Raw genomic sequence first — 19,781 nt, 5'->3', positions numbered from 1 at the left:
AATGTAACCCAAATGCTAAAAAGGACAGTTCGAAGGAGGAGGTCAAACCTTATGAATATAGTAGTGGACAGTGCATTGTTGGCTGAGGCTTTGGAAGATGCAAGCAAAGCCGTTTCAACGAAGAGTATTATGCCGATACTTGGATGTTTCTTAATCGAAGCTAACCAAGAGGGGCTAACCGTAACGGGAACTGACGATAGAGCTACGATACAGTCTTATATTTTCGAAGAGCATGTTCGAATTGAACGGATCGGCAAAGTGGTACTGCCTAAACTGTTTTTGGAAATGCTCAAGAAATTAAATGGCGAGGTTCGAATAGAGTCTGAAGATGGCCTGAATGTAATTATCACATCCCGGAATAAAGAAATTGAAATGGCTGGGTTAGACCCCGAGGAATTCCCTCCTCCTCCTTCAATAAATGACAATGAATATATTGAAATTGCAGGTAAAGACCTAAGGGGATTATTCAAAAAGGCAATCTTTGCGGCAGACATTGATGGCAAAAGCATGCCGATTATAACCGGAGCTAATGTCTACCTCAAGAACGGGAAAATAGGAATGGAAGCAACCAATCGGCATCGGCTTTCGAAAACCGAGAAGGATGTTGAAGCAGGCGATTTTGGAAGTGCTGTAATTGAAGCCAGAGGTCTTATTGAATTGCAGAAGATCATAACGGATAAGGATGATATACAATTCGGGTTTTCAAAGGCGAACGATGGTCAGGTAGTTTATGCATTCATTCGCACAGAAAGATTTACATTTTACTCGCGTGTTTTGGAAGGGGCATATCCTGACGTACAACAAATGGTCATTGTCCCAGCTAACTGCACAAAGATTGAGATAAACAAACAAGAATTCTTAGAGTCTGTTGAACTTATTTACACCCTAGCTAAAGAAGAGAAAAACAACACAGTTGTGTTGGATGTAACTGAAAAGGAGATAAATATTCGGGGCAAAGGGAAACAAACTGGTAAGGCAAGTGAGAGCATAGTACCTATTAAATTTGCAGGACCGGATCTAACTGTTTCTTTAAATTCTAAATATGCAATTGATGCATTAAAAGCGCTGGATGGAGATAAAGCAACACTGGTTTTCACCGGGAAAACGAAATCAATTTTTATTCTTAGCAACGATGATTCTCAAAGCGTTCATGTAGTACAACCATATAGGACGGCGGACTGATGAGTAAATACAATGCAAAAAAAGTAATTGTTACCGCCGATGGAACACTATTCGAGGAATGGTTGGTAAAGAAATATAACCTTAATGTGACTGGTATTCGCTTCGACAGCAAAATGGAAGGTGAGTACTATCAGGAATTGCTTTTGCTAAAGCAGTTGGGGGAAATAAAGGATTTTGTCTGTCAGCCCAAATACATCTTACAAGAAAGCCCGAAGGTGACCTACATTGCAGATTTCCTTGTTACTGATCTTGATGGAAGCCAGCGAGTAATTGACATAAAGGGAGTAGAAACGGCTACCTTTAGAGTGAAACTGAAGCTGTTCCAACGAAAATACCCGACTTTACCAATTGAAATACTTGTTAAGCGGCGTGGCGAATTTATCCCTACACGGCAGGCCAAGAAAGAACGGGCAGAACGAAAACGAGCAATCAATAAATTAGTAAAACGAGCCGAAGGAGAGATTAAAAATGTCAGAATTGGACGGAATGAAAGTCAAATTCACCGTAATCAAAAATGAGGATGCTGAGAATTACCTGGATGATCGGGATAAAAGTGAGTTATCCCGTATTCTTTGGAAAATCCAAGAGATGCGACATCTGAGTGGGAAGCCAGCTTTAAATACCTATCTGGTAGTTAACACCGACGAAACATATGCAGCTGATATTGTTCGTATCATGCAAGCTAATAATCATTGGGGACCAGTGATTGACCCTAATCAGGCAGAGATGGAGTATTATGGCGATACGCTTATTCTACCGAGAACAGAGGAGGGAACTAAATGAAACGCTCTCAAAATGAAATTGAACGTCCAGAGGTCACACAACGGATCATAGAATTGCTGGACAAACAAAATGAGAAAGGTCTAAAAAAGTATGGAACCACCATAGACCAGGTACCAGATATAGCCTATGACTGGAAGCTCATGGCGCTGGAGGAGGCAGCTGATTTAATTCAGTACCTCCAGAAAGAGGTTATACGGCTTGAAAGACTTCTTAATCCGATCTAGGCAAAACAAAAGGAGCATAGAGGGTTCTTAATTAATCCTCTTGCTCCTCAGTAATAAACAAATCTTCAATCGTAACATCTAGCGCTTTAGCGATAGCGAATAAATGCCAGGCTTCATGGCGACTATTTTTATCAAATCTACTAATTGAACCTTGTGGAATTCCAGTCATTTCAGACAATTCCGTTTGAATGATACCTTTCTTTTTTAATAAGGGCATCAGATTCGGTTTCACTTTAAACAATGTACTTCACCTCTCAGCCGAATTATACGATAGCGAATAATTTTTAGCAAGGCATGTTGACTTAATATTCGATATCGTATATTATTAGGACAATCAATAAATATTCAAAATACGATATCGAATTTGAGGAGGTATATTTTCATGAGAAAAACATACAAGCAATGGGTGTTCTGGCAAGATGGTTTTTGGGAATTCGAATGGAGTTTCGTCCTGCTTACAATTTGGATCAAAGAATTAAAAACTCGTCTGAGCGAGTATAAACAGGTCATTAAGCTCAGAGCGTTCACCGGGATTATCCGGTGAGGTTGGCACAAGCCAAGATCAGTTCAGGAAACTTTTCCTACGCTGAATGATTTGATACGCAACACTGTATCCAAAAGAGCAACATTGTACTGGAACCAAAAACGTAATGGAGGCATGGTGTATGACAGAACAAGAAATGGATGAGTTCACTACAGCATTGGTGGAACGTTACGTGGATATACAAAAGTTTGCTTCATGTAACAGCGAATTATTAAACATATGGAATGAGGCTATTGATACCTTACCACCTGAGATAAAACATAATTTTGAAGAAAAATATAATCGCCTTGCAAGGGAGAGTAGTTCATGAAAAAGCTCGACTTGAACAAGCTTGATGAGGAGCCTATCGAAGTACAGCAGGCCGTAGCCTTCTATGCTTCTCATACGATAAGCGAAGTGCGTGTAACAACAGAAGAAAGGTACAAACATTATTCCGTTTTAGAGGATGCAGGTTTGTTAGAATCTCTAAAATCCGCAGTGAAACCGTAACGGCGTAGAAGTAGATTAGGTACAAAATATAAGCATGAGCAAAGGAAAAACGAATTCAAATTGTTGGAAAGGTGGCGAGGGAGAATGTCTCATCAAACATTCTGGAAACCGGAGAAAAAAGTCAAAGAGAAGAAATCGTACAGCAGCCTTGGGCAGCGAAAGAAAAGCAAAAAGCCGATTCCAGAATGGAAGAAAGACATCTTTGCTCACCACCAATCACGTCCGTCACGGGCTGATCGAGCTGAATTTCCGCCAGAAGTAATTACTGAATTAATAGAAGAGACACAAGGCCTCTGTCAATGTGGGTGTGGTCGTAAATCCACTCAAACCCATCACGTTATGCCAAGAGGCAGAAGCGGACGCGGTGTAAAGACAAATGCGATGCGTGTCTGCGATACCTGTCATGATCGTATCCAGACAAACGAGGAAGAGCTTCAAGGATGGATAACGACATATTCATTAACTTATGGACCTAGATTCTGGTTTGATGAACAAGATTGGGAAGAGTACAACCGCAAGCAGGCGGCGCGTGAACGGGTGGAAGCTGAGAAGAAAGAGCATCTAGAATCCATGAAACCAGTTATGGAACTGATTACTTCAGCGGCAGGACGAACTTTGAAAGCTAAAGAAGTGCGTTTGCTGGAGTCTATGGATGATAAAGAAATGCTTATTTTTACAAATATGATATCCGACGCTTTGAAGAATTTTAGTAGGCAATCTCCATCTTATGGCTACGGAGAACGTTTTGAAGATTAGCCCCCAAGGGCAGAGAGGACATAACACATTTTAGGCCCAGGGGATAAGAAGGAGGGACAACAGATGCAAGACGCAATCCGTAAGATTCAGAAGGCTTTTAAACTAGCAGAAAATAACGGTAATGCGGAAGAAGCTCAGGCCGCAATGCTTTTGGCGCAGCGCCTTATGCTAAAACATGGTCTTACCACCGCTGATGTCAGACCGGAACAAGAAACAGTTATGGAAGCTACCCGGAAATCTATTCGTAAAGTGCGGGTTCAGTGGTGGGAGAAGCAATTGGCATGGATTGTAGCGGATAACTTTAGATGTTACAGCTACACCCAAAGAGGTTATGCTATTGGATTTCTTGGCCTGCCTGATGATGTGTCAATTGCCGTGGAAGTACAACAGTTTGCTGAAAGTGCGATCAGATACCATTCCAGCAATTATTTAAAAGAAATTCATACACCATCAAGAAAAGTAGCAAACGCAATAAAGAACGATTACATTACTGGATTTTTGCAAGGGCTACGTGAAAAATTCAAAGAACAAATTGCTAAAGACAGTTTAGCGCTGGTGCTTGTTAGACATGAGGTTGTTGAAGTTGCTTATGAAAATGCAGGTTGGAAAAACCCTAAACCTATTAACATAAATAGAATGAGCGATCATGAAGCTTTGTCGCAGGGTTATAAAGACGGAAGAAATTTTAATAATCCTATTGGGAAGATGATTAATTAGGAGGGAACAGCCCTCCATAAGGGGGAGAGACACATGATACTACACGGCAACAACATAGAGGTTATGCCTACTCTGCCGGCCGGATCATTTCATACATGCGTAACCAGTCCCCCATATTGGGGATTGAGGGATTATGGTCTGCCTGCCAGCGAGTGGCCCGAGGTGACATATACACCTATGCCGGGCTTGCCACCTGTCACTGTGCCAGAGTGGACCGGATGCCTTGGGCTGGAGCCTACGCCGGAAATGTACATTGCCCACATAGTGCTTACCTTCCGGGAAGTATGGCGCTTACTTCGATCAGACGGCACACTTTGGCTAAACCCGGGGGATACCTATGCAGGCAGTGGTAAAGGCGCGTGGAAAAATAAAGCTGCTCAAAAAGAGGTCTATGTAATAGAGCCTGGTACTGCACTTACGAAAATACCAAAGATTCCGTCCGGATTAAAAAGCAAGGATTTGGTCGGTATCCCTTGGCGCGCTGCGTTTGCTTTGCAGGCGGAAGGATGGTACTTACGCATGGATAACATCTGGCATAAACCGAACCCGATGCCAGAGAGTGTCACGGATCGCACAGCCAAAGCCCATGAATATGTTTTTCAACTGAATAAGTCAGAGCAATACTATTTTGACCATGAAGTTATTAAAGAGCCGTTGGCGGAATCTAGCATTTCAAGGTTAGCACAAGACATTGAGAATCAACGCGGATCCGACCGGGGGAATGGTGGCGCGAAGATAAACGGGGCAATGAAGGCAGTCGGTAGCGGCGAAACACGAAACAAACGGTCTGTATGGACTGTTGCAACTGCCAACTTCTCAGAAGCTCACTACGCTGTATTTCCTGAGGAACTAATTGAACCTTGCATACTTGCCGGATCACCACCAGGAGGAAGGGTTCTGGATCCGTTCGGAGGTAGGGCAACGACTCTGAAAGTTGCCTATGAAAACAATCGCAAATGTACTGTCATAGAGATGTCAGCAGCAAATGTGGATATAGCAAAACGGTATACAGCTATTATACAGCCGTCACTATTTTAAGGGGGATACACCCCCTACTACCTATATATCAAGGGAGAGATATACAGATGGATTACTATTCACCAACTATAAAACGTCTGCAAGATTGGTATGAAAAAGCGGATGCAGAGGAAATGCAAGCTGATTTTAGCAATGAAGTCGGGGCAGAGCTTTTTATTTACATCTCAAATTGTGGACGGGATTCTAAAACCGTAACGCTACACGGATTTATAAAGCATTTAGAAAAGACGGCAGATAGATTCGGTGTTCTTAAATAGTCCCGGCCTACTACCTATAAAGGAGATATAACATGATATGTAACCATGGATATTGTAAATCGTGGGCCGATGATTACGTTGGTATTCATTCATCGGGCGAAGGGTGTCCTGCATGTGCCTCTATCATTGATAAAGCCAAGGAATGGTTTGGTGATGGAGAAAATGACGTAAATGCAATGATTCGAGCTGGTGTGGTTAAAGAAAGCTTTGTTGTAAGTGCATACCGCCGCGAAGTATTACACGAGCCAGAATGAGGATGAGGCATAACAGCCTCTTACCCTATACCCCTATATATAAGGAGAGTGAATGGATAAATGAGTGATACAAAAATTAAGTTCAAATGGTGGGATAAAGAAGATAAAGTGATGCTCGGTCCTGAGTTGGATGACAACTTTGAAATAAAAATCGCTTCAAGAGGAGGATTATTCTTGTCAGACAATTCTCGCCAAGATGAAGACGGTTGGGACTGGGAAATGGATGTAGTCTGGTTACGGTTCACTGGTTTGCGTGATCGGGAAGGCGAGGACATTTATGAAGATGATATTTTGGACGGAAGCTACAAAAACCCTATGTCTGGCGAGATAGTTAAGCGACATTACAAGGTGACTTACAAGAAAGGTGGATTTTACGCCGAATTGATAGGTCACCATCCGTTCGGAACTACTTTGCTCTATTTCGAAAACGAAAATGCGGTAGTTTTAGGCAACATACACGATAACCCGGAGCTGCTACAGCCCCAAGGAGGGAACAAGGAATGAGCCAATATATACTTGTCCGTGATTCATCAAATGGAAAACATAATTTTGTAAAGGTGGATCAGAGCGACGATGGCTACACTGATTTGTTGCTTAACGCGCAAGTCTTCGAATGTGAAACGGCGGCTGAAAAAGAGCGCATTGACGACGAATATGTGGGTATTCTGATCAAAAATCCAGAAGGGAATATCATTGGATTTACACGGATAGGGGAGGATGCACAGTCATGAAAAAGCCGAATATCGAAGCAATCGACGGTGAATTGAATATCACTCAGTACGCCCGTAACCAATCAAAAATGGCTGCTATAGAGATTAGGGACCATTTAGCCAAGATCGACGTTGTATCCGGCATGGTGCGTGACGGGCTACTTGAACCCGAGCTGTACAAGGATTGGGTCAATAGAATTAAGGTGGAAATAAAAGATGCTATGGGTATGATTTACGCATACCTACATCTGGAAGAAACGACAGGTCATCACGATCAGATATTTGGACAATCTGCTTCCCAAGGAGGCGGTAAAGGTGAGTGAACGGACATATAAGCTACCATCCGGGCGCGTACTAAAATTGGACAAGGATGGGATGTGGACTCGCAATGGCAAAAACCCAGCAAATCCGCAACAGGTAATCAGCGAGGTTCTTGCCCTGGTAGACTCACTCCAGCAGCAGGTAAAGGAACTACAGGAAGGAAACAGGGCCGCTTGTGAGTCACGCGAGGTGGCAGTCAGAAGCATGCGCGAAACCTGCGTAACCAGCAATATGCATTTTGCCAAAGTTGTCGAGTTAGTGGACCAGTTGGCAGAGAGGGACCGGAAAATAGCCCTGCTCACCGAGCAAATGAAAGGGTTGGAGACATTCCCACGTGAAACCGGAGGAACAGGAGATCATGTCCTAGATTTTGATTATCTCCATATGATCAAGCTGGAAATAGGCTATGACGATAGAGATTGTTCAACACTTGGCACCGATGATATAGAAGATGTTTTGTTGGCGGTTGAGAAATTGCGCGAAGAACAGAGAATGAAGGCATTAGGGGAGTAACCACCAATACAATACGCTCCTGCACTATGAAGAAGCGTTGGAAGGATGATAGATATGCTAGAAGGTCATGGAAAGTTATCAATACGTAGGCTACTGGACAGTTGTAAGCCGAGCAATCCGCAAGAAATGACAGACCAGCAGCTTAACGTAGCTTTAGCGGAGCTTACAGGCTTTCCTGCGGATAAATTAACACCAAACTACTGCAATGATGCTGCCGCCTCTCTGGAGGTACAGGCAAAGGCTATAGAGTTGGATCGAGTAGCCTATGTAAATAGCTTGTATGAGGCATGTTACGAATTTAAACGAGATAAAGATTCTGGGTGGGATGAAATTAATATAGCATTTTTACTTAACGCCAGCCCATGCCAGAGGGCAGAGGCTGCCTATTTAACATTATCCAGTAAGGATTAAACCAATACAGGGTGTAGGTGTTACCTACACCCACTAAGGGAGGATATATGAGAATGGATAAAGTCGAAAAAAGAAAATGGTACGTTGAGAATATGTCTCCACATAAATGCCCCATGTGCAACAAACCAACTATTACACAGGGCCAATATTGCAGCCCAGCATGTGGAACTAAAGCAGCTCAAAAGCTATGACTATATGGGAGTTCATGGATAGAAACATTTTATGGGTGACTATTATGTTTATTATCCTGTGCATGTCATCCACCTATTGGGGGAAACGCTGATGATCCAAACTATGATTCGCAGACTAATTATCCGGTATCTGCACCGTAATCATGGATCATTCTATCAGGATGACGTTCATGTAGCTATTATGAGTAAAAAAGGGTACAAGTTCTACCGTTCTAGCGTTAATGATTATTTACGCAGGGAGAACACCCCATGATAAGAGCCTATACCTCTATATTATGCGCATTACTGTTATATGTGGGTGTAGTCAGTATAGATAGGTATATCCTTATACAGAGAGTGGCGCCAAGCGAGGTGAGTATAAAATATAGCAGATAACAACAATGAAAAAAAGTAAGCACTTATGAGAAAAGTGCTTACTTTAAGGTTGACTTTATTATCTGTGATAAATAAGGCCTTGATATAATGGGTATACTTCATTTTTGTTTTTTTGGCGCCAACTATATCTATAAATTTCTCCTTCATAGTCTCCTTGTCTGTACATTATCGAAGTTGGAGCCAACACTTTCAAAAACTCTGTGACCGCCACACCTTTGATACCAGTGACCCATTTTGCGTTCTCTAAGTGAGCATGTGATGTTCCAGAAGAGATGTTTGCTGAAGTTTTGGTTTGTTCTGCAAAACCTAAAGACGGTACAGACAATGTCCCAAGAAGAACTGCGCCAACAGCCAAAGTAATAATAGATTTTTTCAAAAGTAAAGCCTCCTTAGTTTGTTTATCTTTGTGTGCAAACTATGGTGTAAGGTTATTATAGTGTTTTTATTTACATTTAACTACCAGAAATAACGATTTCACCAAATTATCACATTATATAAAGGAATGATAAATGATGAATGATAATCAAATATGTATAGTAAATAGTCTTGAAGATGAGTCTACTGATACACAAAAAATAGTCCAGGTAAACTTTTTCGACGATATCCAAAAGGACGATATCAGAAAAACCAAGTGGCTGCTGAACAAATACACCGATTTAGTAGATGTGATCAAAAACTATGAATATTCACTCCAGCAGATTGAAAACGGAATGGCGGCGTATGATTTGCTATCTGCGGAAGGATCGGTTGCCAAGCGAGTTTCGGGACAAGAATTAACAGCAGACGTGACCGCTAATGCCGTTATATTGAAGGATCAGCGCCACATTAACTACAAATTCTATCAATTCATTACGAACAACGTTAAGTTTGCAATAAACAATATGCGCGATAAGCATGAAGGACTCATTTCAAAACTGCTCTTTCTGGATGGGATGAAATATCTCAAAGCTCAACAGTACATGAAAAATGGATATCGCAGTGATATTCCGAGTATTTCAGAAACAACATTTGCAGATAAGCGGCGTAGGGCTATCGCGAACATAGCGAACAGTTTAAAGATCAACCGGACGTTGGATTTTGTCACCATCGACTATGGACGGGGACGAAACCAGGAAGGCGAAATTGGACTTAGAATGCCAGAAGTAAATTAGACCGTAAGGGCTGAAGCCTTTGCGGTCTTTATTTATTGTGAAAACTAATTCAAATCCGTAGTAGGCACGGAGTAGAAAGGCTTTACACTTTATTCAGGAACAAATCAAATCCATTCTAGGAGGCAATAAACATGGCACATAGTTACGCTTACTTGGACAACACAGGTATTTTACATCTTCATCCGTTGGAAAGTGAAGCAGCCAAGCATGGCAAGTATGTAGGTACAAATCTGGATTACGACGAAAGTGGCTTTCCAGTTATCGGGGGCGAAGGTGTAGTCTACTATGTAGACAAAGACACAGCTTATGTAAACGGAAATGAACATGATGGTAAACAAATTGCTGTACCAAGTGGCCTTAAAACACTAGCTGATCAACTTCTGTAATCGTTAAGATTTAAACGTGGTGGCGGAATAGACGCAAGGCCGTGATATACGCCTCGCCCGCATCGAACCTAACTACAACTAATTCGAACAGCCGTAAAGAGGGTCATAATACCCCATCAATAAGGGCGGCAGATTGTTCCGCACGTAATGCGGACTATAGCGATTGACGGTAATCGCTGTGAAAGAATTCCCGTTGGGAACCATACCGCAAGTATAAGGGGGCGGCAGTGGCAAGCGCATGACGGAGGGTTAGGGCGCAACTAATATAAGTGAGAGAGCGACGGGAAACCGACGCTTTTTTCTATGTACAGGAGGAAACAATATGCCAGCAGAAGCAAGCGCAGTACGAAATGGTGGATTTGGTTATTTGGACAAAAACGGTATCTTCCATATCTAATCTACAGAGGCAGAAGCTAAAAAGGAAAGTAAGACAGGTAAAGTGGCTGGCTATAGCGGACCTACTACCTATGGTTATCCAGCTGTGCCACGTAATGATGGTGAGTACGACCAATTAGCTATTACGTTGCATGCAGACGGTTCATTGACCGAGCATGACGGTATAGCTATTCCGGCTCACATTGCTAAGGTAGTTCGAGAACTGCAGTAGCACTTATCCCCGGTTTATCTCCGGGGATTTTACAGTGTTCAATGGATAACGTGCGTTCGAGTCCGCAGGCACTATTTCGTTAGATAAATCTTGAATTTCGGATTAGCAGGCTAAAACCAGCATTAATTGGATCTTCATATTCTACAGTTCCAAGCAGTTCTAAAGGAACTTTGTAGTCTATCAGTAAATTCTTCGCATGTTTGTTTAACAGAATAAACTGGTAGTATTCGCCGAAACGCGATTCCAAGTCTTTTTTACCAGGAGTGCTGCTTCGAGTATTTGAAAACATTAAAAGTTCAAGTTCCTGAGTGTACGGACGCGGAGTTTTCAACTCATTATTTGATAATGCCATGAGCTTTGTTTGCAGTTCACTAGTAAATTGCTTTGTACCAACAACAAAATATGTTGTCATAGGTGTCCTCCCTTATGAGAAATAATAAAATATGGCAGTTAAAAGTGATAGCCCAATGGCTACAGCAGCAACGTTCTTTAAAAGGGGCTTAACTATCCGTTCGTAGACGCCGTCCCAGATATCTTCCAGTATATACAATATAAACACCTCCTTTCGCACTAATACTTTCGGCGCATAAAAAGGAATATCCTTCCTTAGTGTCGAATTGTTGTGTCGTAAGGAGATGATATAAGTCCACTCAGAGGCTCCGCGAGCGAAAGATGGAACGAAAATATAATAATTCCCATGTATTGTGTTTGTAAGCCAAAGAGCCGATCAAATGCTAAGGGTGTATATGAGGTAAATTAGGAAGGTAGACAAATCTGTAGTAGATTTTATTGTACCATTTTGCCACATTGGGAAGGATAAATCCGACTGATGTCGAATTATATTATAAGTAAGGGGAGAGAAAATTCATGTGGGCTATCATTAAAGAAATAATTGAGGTTGGTTATTACATAGCTGGAACAGTCCTAGTGATTAGTGTGTTTCTTGCTGCAAAACAATTGAGACTAATGAAAGAGGATTTGTTTGTCAGGAATAAGAGGGCAGCTGCAGAAAAAAGTATTGAATACCTTGCTTATTTTCAGAAGGAAATAATTCCTGCAACCTCAATATTTAGGGATAGTGTTGCTGAAGAAATTAAGGTTCCAGCCAATGATGAGCACCTATTTAACCTTGATTTCAAAGTTAATCAGAACGATTTTACTAAAGAAATCGTGGCTGATCTAATAGTAAAACACAAATTGGGTATTGTTACAATATTGAATCAGTTGGAGTTCTACAGTGCTGTTATTGAAAGTAGAATTACTGATGAGGATTTGTTGTTCACACCTTCATCAGAGGTGTTTTGCAGTTTCATAAGACAAAATCATCTCTGGATATCTCATTTTAGATCCTCTGGTATACCATACAAGAACCTTGTTTCATTGTATCGTAAGTGGTCTAAAAGAATTGAAGTGGAAAAGTTACAGTTGCAAATGTCTGAAACAGAGGATAAGATAAGAAAATACGGATCAGATTACAAAAGTTCTCCATCCATTGGAATGTAAAGGAGAGGATTGTTGTGAAAGAAGAACTAATGAAAAAGTCTTTTGATGAATTAAAGGAAATACTTTTAAAAAATGCAAAGGAAGCTAAAATAGAATATCCAATACTTGACTTTATCACGATGAAAGATAACGATACTATACAATATCCGGCATAACAAAAGCGCCCTAACAGGTGCTTTTTTATTTGCGATGTGACAGGTAAATAGTGGTTCGATTCCGATGTGTGTCTTAATAGCTGTTTACGATTATAAGAAACATACTGTAAAATGTCGGTCAAACACACCTTAGAGGATGGTACAGCCGATGATAATGGATCGTGAACAATTTAGAATGCGTTTGAAAGAGGGTAATCGCAAAGACTTGCCTCTTATAAAAATAATCGCATTCAAAGCAAAATACGCTAAAATGGAAGAAATGACCTTCAAAACACGATTCGATAATCTCATGAGCGTACGGCTTAGTAACGCCCTGGCAAAAGAGTTTCAAGGAAAATCATTCCTAGAATTTGCTAACTATAAACCGTCTTATTATTCGGGGATCAGTAATATGGGCAAGTTGACGTTTACTGAATTTCTGGACGTGCTGTACGAAATGGCGGTTCCTATACAGTTAGACTACAAAAGTAGTGAATACTATACTGTTAATCAGCTTGCTAAAATACTGGTTGCTAAAGAAGAGGATATAATAAGACAGTTGGAATCAGGCCGCTACAAAGATGCGTTCATCAATGAACAAGGTGAATGGCTCAAGCCCAAACCGCCTGAAAATGAAAAATTTCGTGGTCGCCAATAGGCGGCTTCTTTTGTATGTCAGGAAACTTTTCCTTAGCTTCAGATACATTATCAAAAGGGGTGAATAATAAGATATGGGACGAAAGAGAGATCCGAAACGGGACGAAGCATTTGAATTATACAAATCCAGTTCCGGCAATATACGTCTCACAGATATAGCCTCTCAACTTAGTGTATCTGAAGGTACGGTAAGAGGATGGAAGGCAAAAGATAAGTGGGAGAGTTTAATTGCTGGAGAAGTGAAACATACGGAACATTCCGATGAAGGTGAAACTGATCAAAAAAAGGAACCTCCAAAGGAAGATGAAGATACAACATCATATCCTGATGAGCTTTTTCTAAAAGCTGTCCAAATTGTAGCCGAGGCCAAACAAGCCTCGGTTTCTTTATTGCAGCGAAGAATGAGGATAGGTTATAGCAGAGCGGCCCGACTGATTGATGAAATGGAGCGGCGTAAATTCGTTGGTACATATCAAGGTGATAAGCCAAGAGAGGTATATGCTACCCCGCTTACAGTAGACGCACTCGCTAAAGGGCTAAAAGTCGCTGCTCCAGAAATACGGAACGTTCCGAAAAAAATACCGGAACGCTCTAATGATATGGAGCGTTCCAAAACAAAAAAGAACGTTCCAGTAATCGAGGAGAAGCCGGAGCCGGAAATTCCAGACGAAGAGGGGTTAACGCCGAAACAGCGGATCTTCATAATGGAATACCTCAGAGATTTCAACGCGACAAGGGCGGCAATGGCTGCTGGATATAGTAAGAAAACAGCATATTCAATTGGATGGGAATTATTGAGGAAACCTGAAATTAAGGCTGCGATACAGAATTATAACGAATCCCTGATGGATGGGGTTGGTTTAAATGCTCAGCGCGTTCTAATGGAGTACATGAAAATTGCTTTTGCAGACATAACGGACTACGTGGAATTCGGTCAAAAGGAAGAGGATGTTCTTGGCTTAGAAGGAGATCCCGTGTTTGATCCTGACACTGGAGAAACGAAGAAGTACAGATACAATTATGTCTCTTTTAAAAACAGCGATGAAATTGATGGAACTCTGGTTTCAGAAGTCAAGCAGGGTAAGGATGGAGTGAGTGTAAAGCTACACGACAAAACAAAGGCATTGGACGTGCTGACTAAATATATGGATTTGTTGCCAGATAAACATAAACGGATGATTGAAGACGAAAAACTTAAGATGCAGCGTGAGAAACTTGAACTTGAAAGAGCAAAGGTCACGGGTGAAGGCAATACAGAAGACGATCTAATTGATGATTGGGTAGAGGCGGTGGTAGGTAATGAAGATGAAGGACTCACCGGAGACGAAACGGAGATTTCAAGCATTCAAGAAACGGATTCCTGAGTATCGTAAGAATCCCACATTGTTTTGCCAAGAGATGCTTAAGTTCTATCCTGATGATTGGCAGGCAAGCACTCTAATGGATTTAGCCAATAATCCGCGCGTTTCAGTACGTTCAGGTCAAGGCGTAGGAAAAACTGGGCTGGAAGCTGCAACAGCCCTTTGGTTTCTGTCCTGCTTCCCTTATCCAAAAGTGATTTGTACAGCTCCTACAAGACAGCAGCTACATGACGTGTTATGGGCTGAGATAAATAAATGGCAGTCCAAAAGCCCAGTGCTGAAAAGAATCCTTAAATGGACTAAAACCAAAATCTACATGAAGAACTATGAGGAACGCTGGTTCGCTACAGCTCGTACAGCTACCAAGCCTGAGAATATGCAAGGCTTTCACGAGGACTACATGCTATTTATTGTGGATGAGGCATCGGGTGTTGCTGATCCAATCATGGAAGCCATTTTAGGTACGTTGTCGGGTGAGTTCAATAAAATATTGATGTGTGGCAACCCGACGAAAACGTCGGGTGTTTTTTATGATTCACACAATAAGGACAGAGCTGATTATAAAACGCGCAAGGTATCCTGTTTGGACAGTCCGAGAACAAGCAAGGATAATATCGCTATGCTCAAGCGGAAGTATGGTGAAGGCAGCGATGTATGGCGCGTCCGTGTAGAAGGCGAGTTTCCCCGTGGTGAATCTGATACATTCATCTCTCTGGAAGCTGCTGAATTTGCCAAAGATGACGTTAAAATTGAACCTTCTGGAACAAAGTTATTTGTCGGCGTTGACGTTGCACGTTTTGGAGACGATGAGACAACCATGTACGCACGAATGGGCGGAAAGGTAGTAAGAACTCATTTCCACCATAAGCAGGACACTATGACAACCACAGGATGGGTATTGCGCCTGGTTGATGATGTGAAGGCCGAACATTCAGAGGTGGATGAAGTAGAAATAAGAATTGATGATAGTGGAATAGGGGGAGCTGTAACAGATAGATTGAATGAGATTAATGAGGAGAAAAGTTTAGGCTACACCATCATTCCAGTTAACAATGGATCAGCAGCAGAAGATGGTCATTACGGCAATCTCGGGGCGGAGCAATGGGGACACGTAAAGGAAATGCTTGAGGCTAATATGAGTAACTATGTGCTCGGCAAGCCAGGTGAATTGCAATTGCCAGATGATGAGAAACTGATAACACAGCTCACATCAAGGAAATGGCGTATGGGGAGTAATGGAAAGATATTCTTAGAACGTAAAGAGGATATGAAAAAAAGAGGGTTGCAGTCTCCTGATAGAGCAGATGCCTTTGTTTTGTCATTTGCGAATATTGAATTGAAGGCAAGTTTTTCATTTGGATGATAATTAAATGCCGTATCCCTTCCTTGTTACCACTTAAATATTAGATTATATTAGTTATTATGTTGTTCTAGTGTTAGATGTATTGGAGGAGTAATAATGTGGTATTTGAAAGTATATTCCGCTTTTTCTTATTCTTTGGCTCAGACGGGATCAAGACATTATTCGATTTTCCCTGTAACTGACTTTTCTGAACATGAGACATTTTACTTAAGATCTATCCATGCAGATTCTTTGCCAGAATCAGAGAGCACAAGAGCTTCTTATCGTTTAAAGAGTTTTTTGCGAATGTTAAATGCTTCCTTAGAACTCTCTGCTTCTAATGGCTCTAATTTTAGTGCAATACAAGTGGGTGAACTTTTTTATTCTACAGATGATACTGATTGGAGAAAGGCGTACGTTGAAAAAGATTTAAATAAAGAACTTGAGGAGTTAATGAATCCTTTTGACTTCAAGGTGTTTGATTCACACGAGCTTAAGTTTTCTAAAAGGTCAGAAGGGATCATAGAACTAGCTTTTTTTGATGATTTAGTAAGAGAGAATATTCTTCTCTTTTCTACTTTCAATAGTGATCCACTTTATACTTTTATTAATTGTTTTAGAGTATTGGATACCATTAAATATGATTTCTCTCAAAATATCAAAGAAGAAGATGTTGATAGCACTAAGTTACAGGATGCAATAAAAATTTTTACAAGAGATGGCTTAAGCCACTATATCAATACTAGAGACGGGTCTGGATTCATGTCTAGACATGGAGTTAAGAATGGTGAGGTGTTTAATAAGGCGAAACCCACATACCATGAAATAGTGCTAGCTACTAAAAATTTAATAAATGAATGGATTGATTGTAAATTATATTTGTATAGAAACAAAAATCTTAACAATATCTAATGCTTTAAATACAACCTGTAAATCCGTAGTAACACCGTAATAACTCAATGATATTATTTAGACATAGAAATATGAACGAATGCAGAAGGTCAGGAAAATTTTCCTGCCTTCTATTTTTATATCTGGAGGGTTGAATGACATGGATGAAGTTTCTGAATTTGTTGACCTTGCATTAGAAAAATGGAGAGAAAAAAGAGATCAATCATTTATTGCGTACAATCTTAATCGTGACGAAGTTTATGCGACTGGAGGCTTTGAAGGTCTTCCTGCTGAATGCCTGATTGCCGTATGCTATGTAGATGCTTACGCATGCGTACAAGCAAAAATCCGAAGCAAGGACGAATAAATCAGATGTTATTCTTGTTTCATAGAAGTCTACAAGGAAAGGAGGTACAGACTTGGGTGTAAGACAGTGGCTAATTAACTGGCTAGCGGCGGGAAGGCCGAAGAACGAACCTGAACGACAGACGGAAAGCTACCCATTCCCGTTTGGTATCATGATGAGTAAGGGGAGTAACCAGCCAGCGCCGAAGAGAACGCCGACCAACTTACGAACGTTATCGGAATCCCCGATTCCACGCAGAGCAATTAACGTTATCAAGAACGGAATCACAAAGCTGAACTGGTCCGTAGCTGCTATCGACGAGAACGATACAGAAAAATATAGAGAGATATGCAAAGTTATTGAGCGATCATTACTAAAGCCGAACCCCGGCGACTCATTCCGTTCATGGATTGAGCAAATAGTCGAGGATATGCTTGTATGTAGTGCGGGTTCATCGGAAGTATTGAAAGCTGGTGACCCTCTCAGGCCGTTTAGGATGTACCCTGTAGATTCTTTCTCTGTTGATTTGTATCCTGATTGGGATGGGAAAGAGAATTCATATCGCTATGCACAGCGGGTTCACGGGCAATATGTTCATTTAAAGTCTTCTGACCTGATGTATATACGGATGAATCCGAGAACTAACACACCATTCGGACTTTCGCCGCTCGAAACGGTTTGGGAATCAGTTGAAAGTTTTATATCCGCGCACCGATCAGCTGGAAAACAAGCTTCGAATACTGTTATCAGGAAACTCATCAACCTTGGAAGGAATTCTGATGCCAAAGCAATAGCTGCTTTCCGTGCGTATTGGGAAAATGAAGTGCTGGGCCGTGGTCTTAACCCTATCATAGGAGGAGAGAATCCAAGTGTACTGGATTTGGGGGCTACGGATGATAAGGCGTTATTTCTTGAGTGGCAACGGTTCTTAATTGAGATTGTTGCTATCGCCTTTGACATATCACCGAAGAAGCTGGGGCAAACAAAGGATGTGAACCGTTCAACGGCGGACAGTGAGGACGACGATACGAATGAAACGGTCAAGTCTATTGCGGAAAACATCGTGGAGCATATCAACAATCACATAATTGATGGCATTTTTAAGCTGGGCGGCGTAATTGAGTTTAAGTTCCACTATGCTGCGTCACTTAAGGATCAGAAGCTTAGGGCTGACATTGACGCGATTTACCTTGACCGAAGAACTGTGACACCAGATGAAGTACGTGATGGTCTGGCGCGTAAAGCATTGCCTAATAAACATGGTGAAGTAATATTACAGTCAGGCAGCACGTCGGCTATTGATCTGAATAAAACTCAGGAAGAAATACAAGGGGAGAAGGACAAGCTGTTAAGTAAGCTTCCCGAAGATGATCCGCCAAACAAAGACAAAACAGAAGACGATGAAACTGACACCGCTGAAGAGTAGGTGTTTTTATTTTGCCCTGAAAGGCGGTGAGGACGTGTTGACGAAGTTCGTCGGCAGGATTGTGAAGCTGACTTATTTGAGGTCTGTCCCTGTGCCAAGGAACAGGGCGGAGCGCAGGCAGCAAATGTTTAGCGGAGGGAGGTGAGAATCTAAATGCTTAAAACGTTGAAAATGAGCAACCAGCGGATGCGCGTTCAGGACTTCAAGTTGTCCGATGAAGGAGGTCATCCAAACAAAGTTCCTTTCAAATGCGCTCTTTTCGCTGTTGACCAACCTAGTGACGGCTCACCTCATGGGGCTGGAGGGAAACGTATTCGTATTTCATCGAGTGTTTGCGACCAATATCTTCAAACCTTCGTAGGTATGGCCTTGAATATTGACTATGCCAACGGTATGGCGGACCATGATCCGCGATTTAAAGTCGCTGTGATTGATAAGGCTTACCGTTCACTTGATGGGTATGCATGGATTGATGGATACATTTACGCAAAGGATTTTCCTGATGTGGTTGCGACTATTCGTTACTACAATGGGCTGGCAGCTGAGTACAACTGGAGCGAATACCAATTTGGCGCGTCGCTCGAAATGGAAGCCGCTGTACAGGATGCAACGGATATTGAAGATGTGTTGGATGTAATTGAGTTTTGCGGTACAGGAGCAGCTATCTTGTTCGCCGAGGCCGCTGCCTATAAAACAACGAGCTTTGCTGCTCGTAATACGAAACAGAACAAGGAGGATGTTGATATGACACCGGAACAAATCAAAGCGATGGAAGACTCTATGAAGGCATTACAAGACGGTATGACTGCTATCACTGCGAGTGTGCAAAGCGTGGTCACAGAGGTGGGAGTAATTAAAACAGATATCACTAGCATTAAAGCGTCGAACGAAGAGGCTGAACAAAAGACCGCTGAAGAACAAGCCGCTGCCGACCTGAAGGCCGCTCAAGATAAAGCAGACGCTTTAGAAAAAGAATTGAAAGAATTGAAAGCGGCGGGTGCGCCTCCAGCAGAGCCGGAACGCAAAACATTCAGCGCGTCCGCATTATTGTCCAAGTATGGCAGTAATGCCAATCTTGCAGCCGGAGCGGAAGTGAATGATTACAAAACCTTCTGTGCTTCTGTCGATGCTCTTAATCTTTCAACTTCCGAATCTTTCAAACTTAAAATGCAGGCAAAAGCACAATTTGCCGAAAAGGAGAGTGTGTAATAC

Annotated in this window: 33 protein-coding genes; 30 read left to right on the top strand and 3 right to left on the bottom strand. The window is 41.7% G+C overall.

Annotation, left to right across the window (positions count from 1 at the left end; translation table 11 throughout):
• Positions 1–51: 51 nt before the first annotated feature.
• Genes dnaN through AC5ELV_RS07580 form a run of 4 tightly spaced genes read left to right on the top strand, consistent with a single transcriptional unit; the run spans position 52 to position 2,189 of the window.
• Positions 52–1,182: a DNA polymerase III subunit beta gene (gene dnaN / locus AC5ELV_RS07595; RefSeq protein WP_493429725.1), complete on the top strand. Its 1,131-nt coding sequence runs from the start codon at positions 52–54 to the stop codon at positions 1,180–1,182.
• Positions 1,182–1,700, top strand: coding sequence for a DUF1064 domain-containing protein (locus tag AC5ELV_RS07590; protein ID WP_493429724.1), 519 nt, complete (start codon positions 1,182–1,184; stop codon positions 1,698–1,700). Before dnaN ends, AC5ELV_RS07590 begins: the two co-directional genes overlap by 1 nt.
• Complete coding sequence (locus AC5ELV_RS07585) at positions 1,651–1,965, top strand: hypothetical protein (RefSeq protein WP_493429723.1); 315 nt, start codon at positions 1,651–1,653, stop codon at positions 1,963–1,965. Before AC5ELV_RS07590 ends, AC5ELV_RS07585 begins: the two co-directional genes overlap by 50 nt.
• Complete coding sequence (locus tag AC5ELV_RS07580; protein WP_493429722.1) at positions 1,962–2,189, top strand: hypothetical protein; 228 nt, start codon at positions 1,962–1,964, stop codon at positions 2,187–2,189. Before AC5ELV_RS07585 ends, AC5ELV_RS07580 begins: the two co-directional genes overlap by 4 nt.
• 31 nt (positions 2,190–2,220) lie before the next feature.
• Here AC5ELV_RS07580 and AC5ELV_RS07575 read toward each other — a convergent pair whose 3' ends face one another.
• Positions 2,221–2,406 carry a helix-turn-helix domain-containing protein gene (locus tag AC5ELV_RS07575; protein WP_493429868.1) on the bottom strand — a complete coding sequence of 62 codons (186 nt, stop codon included), beginning with the start codon at positions 2,404–2,406 and terminating at the stop codon, positions 2,221–2,223.
• A gap of 165 nt (positions 2,407–2,571) precedes the next feature.
• Between AC5ELV_RS07575 and AC5ELV_RS07570 the strand changes: the two genes are divergently transcribed.
• From AC5ELV_RS07570 to AC5ELV_RS07505, 14 genes are all read left to right on the top strand, one after another.
• Positions 2,572–2,733 (top strand): hypothetical protein, encoded by a 162-nt coding sequence (locus tag AC5ELV_RS07570; RefSeq protein ID WP_493429721.1) that lies wholly within the window; start codon positions 2,572–2,574, stop codon positions 2,731–2,733.
• 121 nt (positions 2,734–2,854) lie between these two features.
• Entirely contained in the window at positions 2,855–3,043 is a 189-nt protein-coding gene (locus tag AC5ELV_RS07565) for a hypothetical protein (RefSeq protein WP_222821819.1), read from the top strand.
• A complete protein-coding gene (locus tag AC5ELV_RS07560) occupies positions 3,040–3,222 on the top strand; it encodes a hypothetical protein (RefSeq protein WP_493429720.1) in 183 nt (60 codons plus the stop codon). Before AC5ELV_RS07565 ends, AC5ELV_RS07560 begins: the two co-directional genes overlap by 4 nt.
• A gap of 84 nt (positions 3,223–3,306) precedes the next feature.
• Positions 3,307–3,978: an HNH endonuclease gene (locus AC5ELV_RS07555; RefSeq protein WP_493429719.1), complete on the top strand. Its 672-nt coding sequence runs from the start codon at positions 3,307–3,309 to the stop codon at positions 3,976–3,978.
• A 63-nt stretch (positions 3,979–4,041) separates the two neighbouring features.
• Entirely contained in the window at positions 4,042–4,695 is a 654-nt protein-coding gene (locus AC5ELV_RS07550; RefSeq protein WP_493429718.1) for a DUF2786 domain-containing protein, read from the top strand.
• Between the two features lie 33 nt (positions 4,696–4,728).
• Positions 4,729–5,733, top strand: a complete 1,005-nt coding sequence (locus AC5ELV_RS07545; RefSeq protein WP_493429717.1) for a DNA-methyltransferase — start codon at positions 4,729–4,731, stop codon at positions 5,731–5,733.
• A 47-nt stretch (positions 5,734–5,780) separates the two neighbouring features.
• A complete protein-coding gene (locus AC5ELV_RS07540; RefSeq protein WP_493429716.1) occupies positions 5,781–5,990 on the top strand; it encodes a hypothetical protein in 210 nt (69 codons plus the stop codon).
• 32 nt (positions 5,991–6,022) lie between these two features.
• Positions 6,023–6,244 carry a hypothetical protein gene (locus tag AC5ELV_RS07535; protein ID WP_493429715.1) on the top strand — a complete coding sequence of 74 codons (222 nt, stop codon included), beginning with the start codon at positions 6,023–6,025 and terminating at the stop codon, positions 6,242–6,244.
• 60 nt (positions 6,245–6,304) lie between these two features.
• The gene (locus AC5ELV_RS07530; RefSeq protein WP_493429714.1) at positions 6,305–6,748 is read left to right on the top strand and encodes a YopX family protein; all 444 of its coding nucleotides are present in this window, start codon (positions 6,305–6,307) and stop codon (positions 6,746–6,748) included.
• On the top strand, positions 6,745–6,975 hold the full coding sequence (locus tag AC5ELV_RS07525; protein ID WP_493429713.1) for a hypothetical protein: 231 nt from the start codon (positions 6,745–6,747) through the stop codon (positions 6,973–6,975). Before AC5ELV_RS07530 ends, AC5ELV_RS07525 begins: the two co-directional genes overlap by 4 nt.
• Positions 6,972–7,277, top strand: a complete 306-nt coding sequence (locus tag AC5ELV_RS07520) for a hypothetical protein (protein WP_493429712.1) — start codon at positions 6,972–6,974, stop codon at positions 7,275–7,277. Before AC5ELV_RS07525 ends, AC5ELV_RS07520 begins: the two co-directional genes overlap by 4 nt.
• Positions 7,270–7,788, top strand: a complete 519-nt coding sequence (locus AC5ELV_RS07515) for a hypothetical protein (RefSeq protein ID WP_493429711.1) — start codon at positions 7,270–7,272, stop codon at positions 7,786–7,788. Before AC5ELV_RS07520 ends, AC5ELV_RS07515 begins: the two co-directional genes overlap by 8 nt.
• 54 nt (positions 7,789–7,842) lie before the next feature.
• Positions 7,843–8,199 (top strand): hypothetical protein, encoded by a 357-nt coding sequence (locus AC5ELV_RS07510; protein WP_493429710.1) that lies wholly within the window; start codon positions 7,843–7,845, stop codon positions 8,197–8,199.
• A gap of 282 nt (positions 8,200–8,481) precedes the next feature.
• The gene (locus tag AC5ELV_RS07505; RefSeq protein WP_493429709.1) at positions 8,482–8,643 is read left to right on the top strand and encodes a hypothetical protein; all 162 of its coding nucleotides are present in this window, start codon (positions 8,482–8,484) and stop codon (positions 8,641–8,643) included.
• A 180-nt stretch (positions 8,644–8,823) separates the two neighbouring features.
• Here AC5ELV_RS07505 and AC5ELV_RS07500 read toward each other — a convergent pair whose 3' ends face one another.
• Entirely contained in the window at positions 8,824–9,141 is a 318-nt protein-coding gene (locus tag AC5ELV_RS07500) for a hypothetical protein (RefSeq protein ID WP_322252884.1), read from the bottom strand.
• Between the two features lie 133 nt (positions 9,142–9,274).
• Here AC5ELV_RS07500 and AC5ELV_RS07495 point away from each other — a divergent pair, with 133 nt between their 5' ends.
• The 3 genes from AC5ELV_RS07495 (at position 9,275) to AC5ELV_RS07485 (ending at position 10,909) form a co-directional block, all read left to right on the top strand.
• Positions 9,275–9,916, top strand: coding sequence for a hypothetical protein (locus AC5ELV_RS07495; protein WP_493429708.1), 642 nt, complete (start codon positions 9,275–9,277; stop codon positions 9,914–9,916).
• A gap of 131 nt (positions 9,917–10,047) precedes the next feature.
• Entirely contained in the window at positions 10,048–10,302 is a 255-nt protein-coding gene (locus AC5ELV_RS07490) for a hypothetical protein (RefSeq protein ID WP_493429707.1), read from the top strand.
• A 439-nt stretch (positions 10,303–10,741) separates the two neighbouring features.
• Positions 10,742–10,909, top strand: coding sequence for a hypothetical protein (locus AC5ELV_RS07485; protein ID WP_493429706.1), 168 nt, complete (start codon positions 10,742–10,744; stop codon positions 10,907–10,909).
• A gap of 79 nt (positions 10,910–10,988) precedes the next feature.
• Here AC5ELV_RS07485 and AC5ELV_RS07480 read toward each other — a convergent pair whose 3' ends face one another.
• Complete coding sequence (locus tag AC5ELV_RS07480; RefSeq protein ID WP_493429705.1) at positions 10,989–11,321, bottom strand: hypothetical protein; 333 nt, start codon at positions 11,319–11,321, stop codon at positions 10,989–10,991.
• Between the two features lie 455 nt (positions 11,322–11,776).
• On the opposite strand from AC5ELV_RS07480, the gene AC5ELV_RS07475 reads away from it, so the two are divergent.
• The 9 genes from AC5ELV_RS07475 to AC5ELV_RS07435 all read left to right on the top strand — a co-directional run bounded on the left by AC5ELV_RS07475 (position 11,777) and on the right by AC5ELV_RS07435 (position 19,778).
• The gene (locus AC5ELV_RS07475; RefSeq protein WP_493429704.1) at positions 11,777–12,412 is read left to right on the top strand and encodes a DUF4760 domain-containing protein; all 636 of its coding nucleotides are present in this window, start codon (positions 11,777–11,779) and stop codon (positions 12,410–12,412) included.
• A 14-nt stretch (positions 12,413–12,426) separates the two neighbouring features.
• Positions 12,427–12,567, top strand: a complete 141-nt coding sequence (locus AC5ELV_RS07470) for a hypothetical protein (protein WP_493429703.1) — start codon at positions 12,427–12,429, stop codon at positions 12,565–12,567.
• Between the two features lie 148 nt (positions 12,568–12,715).
• Positions 12,716–13,204, top strand: a complete 489-nt coding sequence (locus tag AC5ELV_RS07465) for a hypothetical protein (protein WP_493429702.1) — start codon at positions 12,716–12,718, stop codon at positions 13,202–13,204.
• Positions 13,205–13,277: 73 nt separating this feature from the next.
• Positions 13,278–14,567: a terminase small subunit gene (locus tag AC5ELV_RS07460; RefSeq protein WP_493429701.1), complete on the top strand. Its 1,290-nt coding sequence runs from the start codon at positions 13,278–13,280 to the stop codon at positions 14,565–14,567.
• Positions 14,503–15,927, top strand: a complete 1,425-nt coding sequence (locus tag AC5ELV_RS07455) for a DEAD/DEAH box helicase family protein (RefSeq protein WP_493429700.1) — start codon at positions 14,503–14,505, stop codon at positions 15,925–15,927. Before AC5ELV_RS07460 ends, AC5ELV_RS07455 begins: the two co-directional genes overlap by 65 nt.
• A gap of 96 nt (positions 15,928–16,023) precedes the next feature.
• Entirely contained in the window at positions 16,024–16,818 is a 795-nt protein-coding gene (locus AC5ELV_RS07450; protein ID WP_493429699.1) for a hypothetical protein, read from the top strand.
• Between the two features lie 139 nt (positions 16,819–16,957).
• On the top strand, positions 16,958–17,164 hold the full coding sequence (locus tag AC5ELV_RS07445) for a hypothetical protein (RefSeq protein ID WP_418026233.1): 207 nt from the start codon (positions 16,958–16,960) through the stop codon (positions 17,162–17,164).
• 52 nt (positions 17,165–17,216) lie between these two features.
• Positions 17,217–18,569 carry a phage portal protein gene (locus AC5ELV_RS07440; RefSeq protein WP_493429698.1) on the top strand — a complete coding sequence of 451 codons (1,353 nt, stop codon included), beginning with the start codon at positions 17,217–17,219 and terminating at the stop codon, positions 18,567–18,569.
• A 153-nt stretch (positions 18,570–18,722) separates the two neighbouring features.
• Positions 18,723–19,778, top strand: a complete 1,056-nt coding sequence (locus tag AC5ELV_RS07435; RefSeq protein ID WP_493429697.1) for a 3-oxoacyl-ACP reductase — start codon at positions 18,723–18,725, stop codon at positions 19,776–19,778.
• Positions 19,779–19,781: the final 3 nt, after the last annotated feature.

This window comes from Paenibacillus sp. NMA1017 (genome assembly GCF_058895805.1).
Note: the sequence above shows the minus strand (reverse complement) of the source record. Positions and strands in the feature narration are given on the sequence as shown.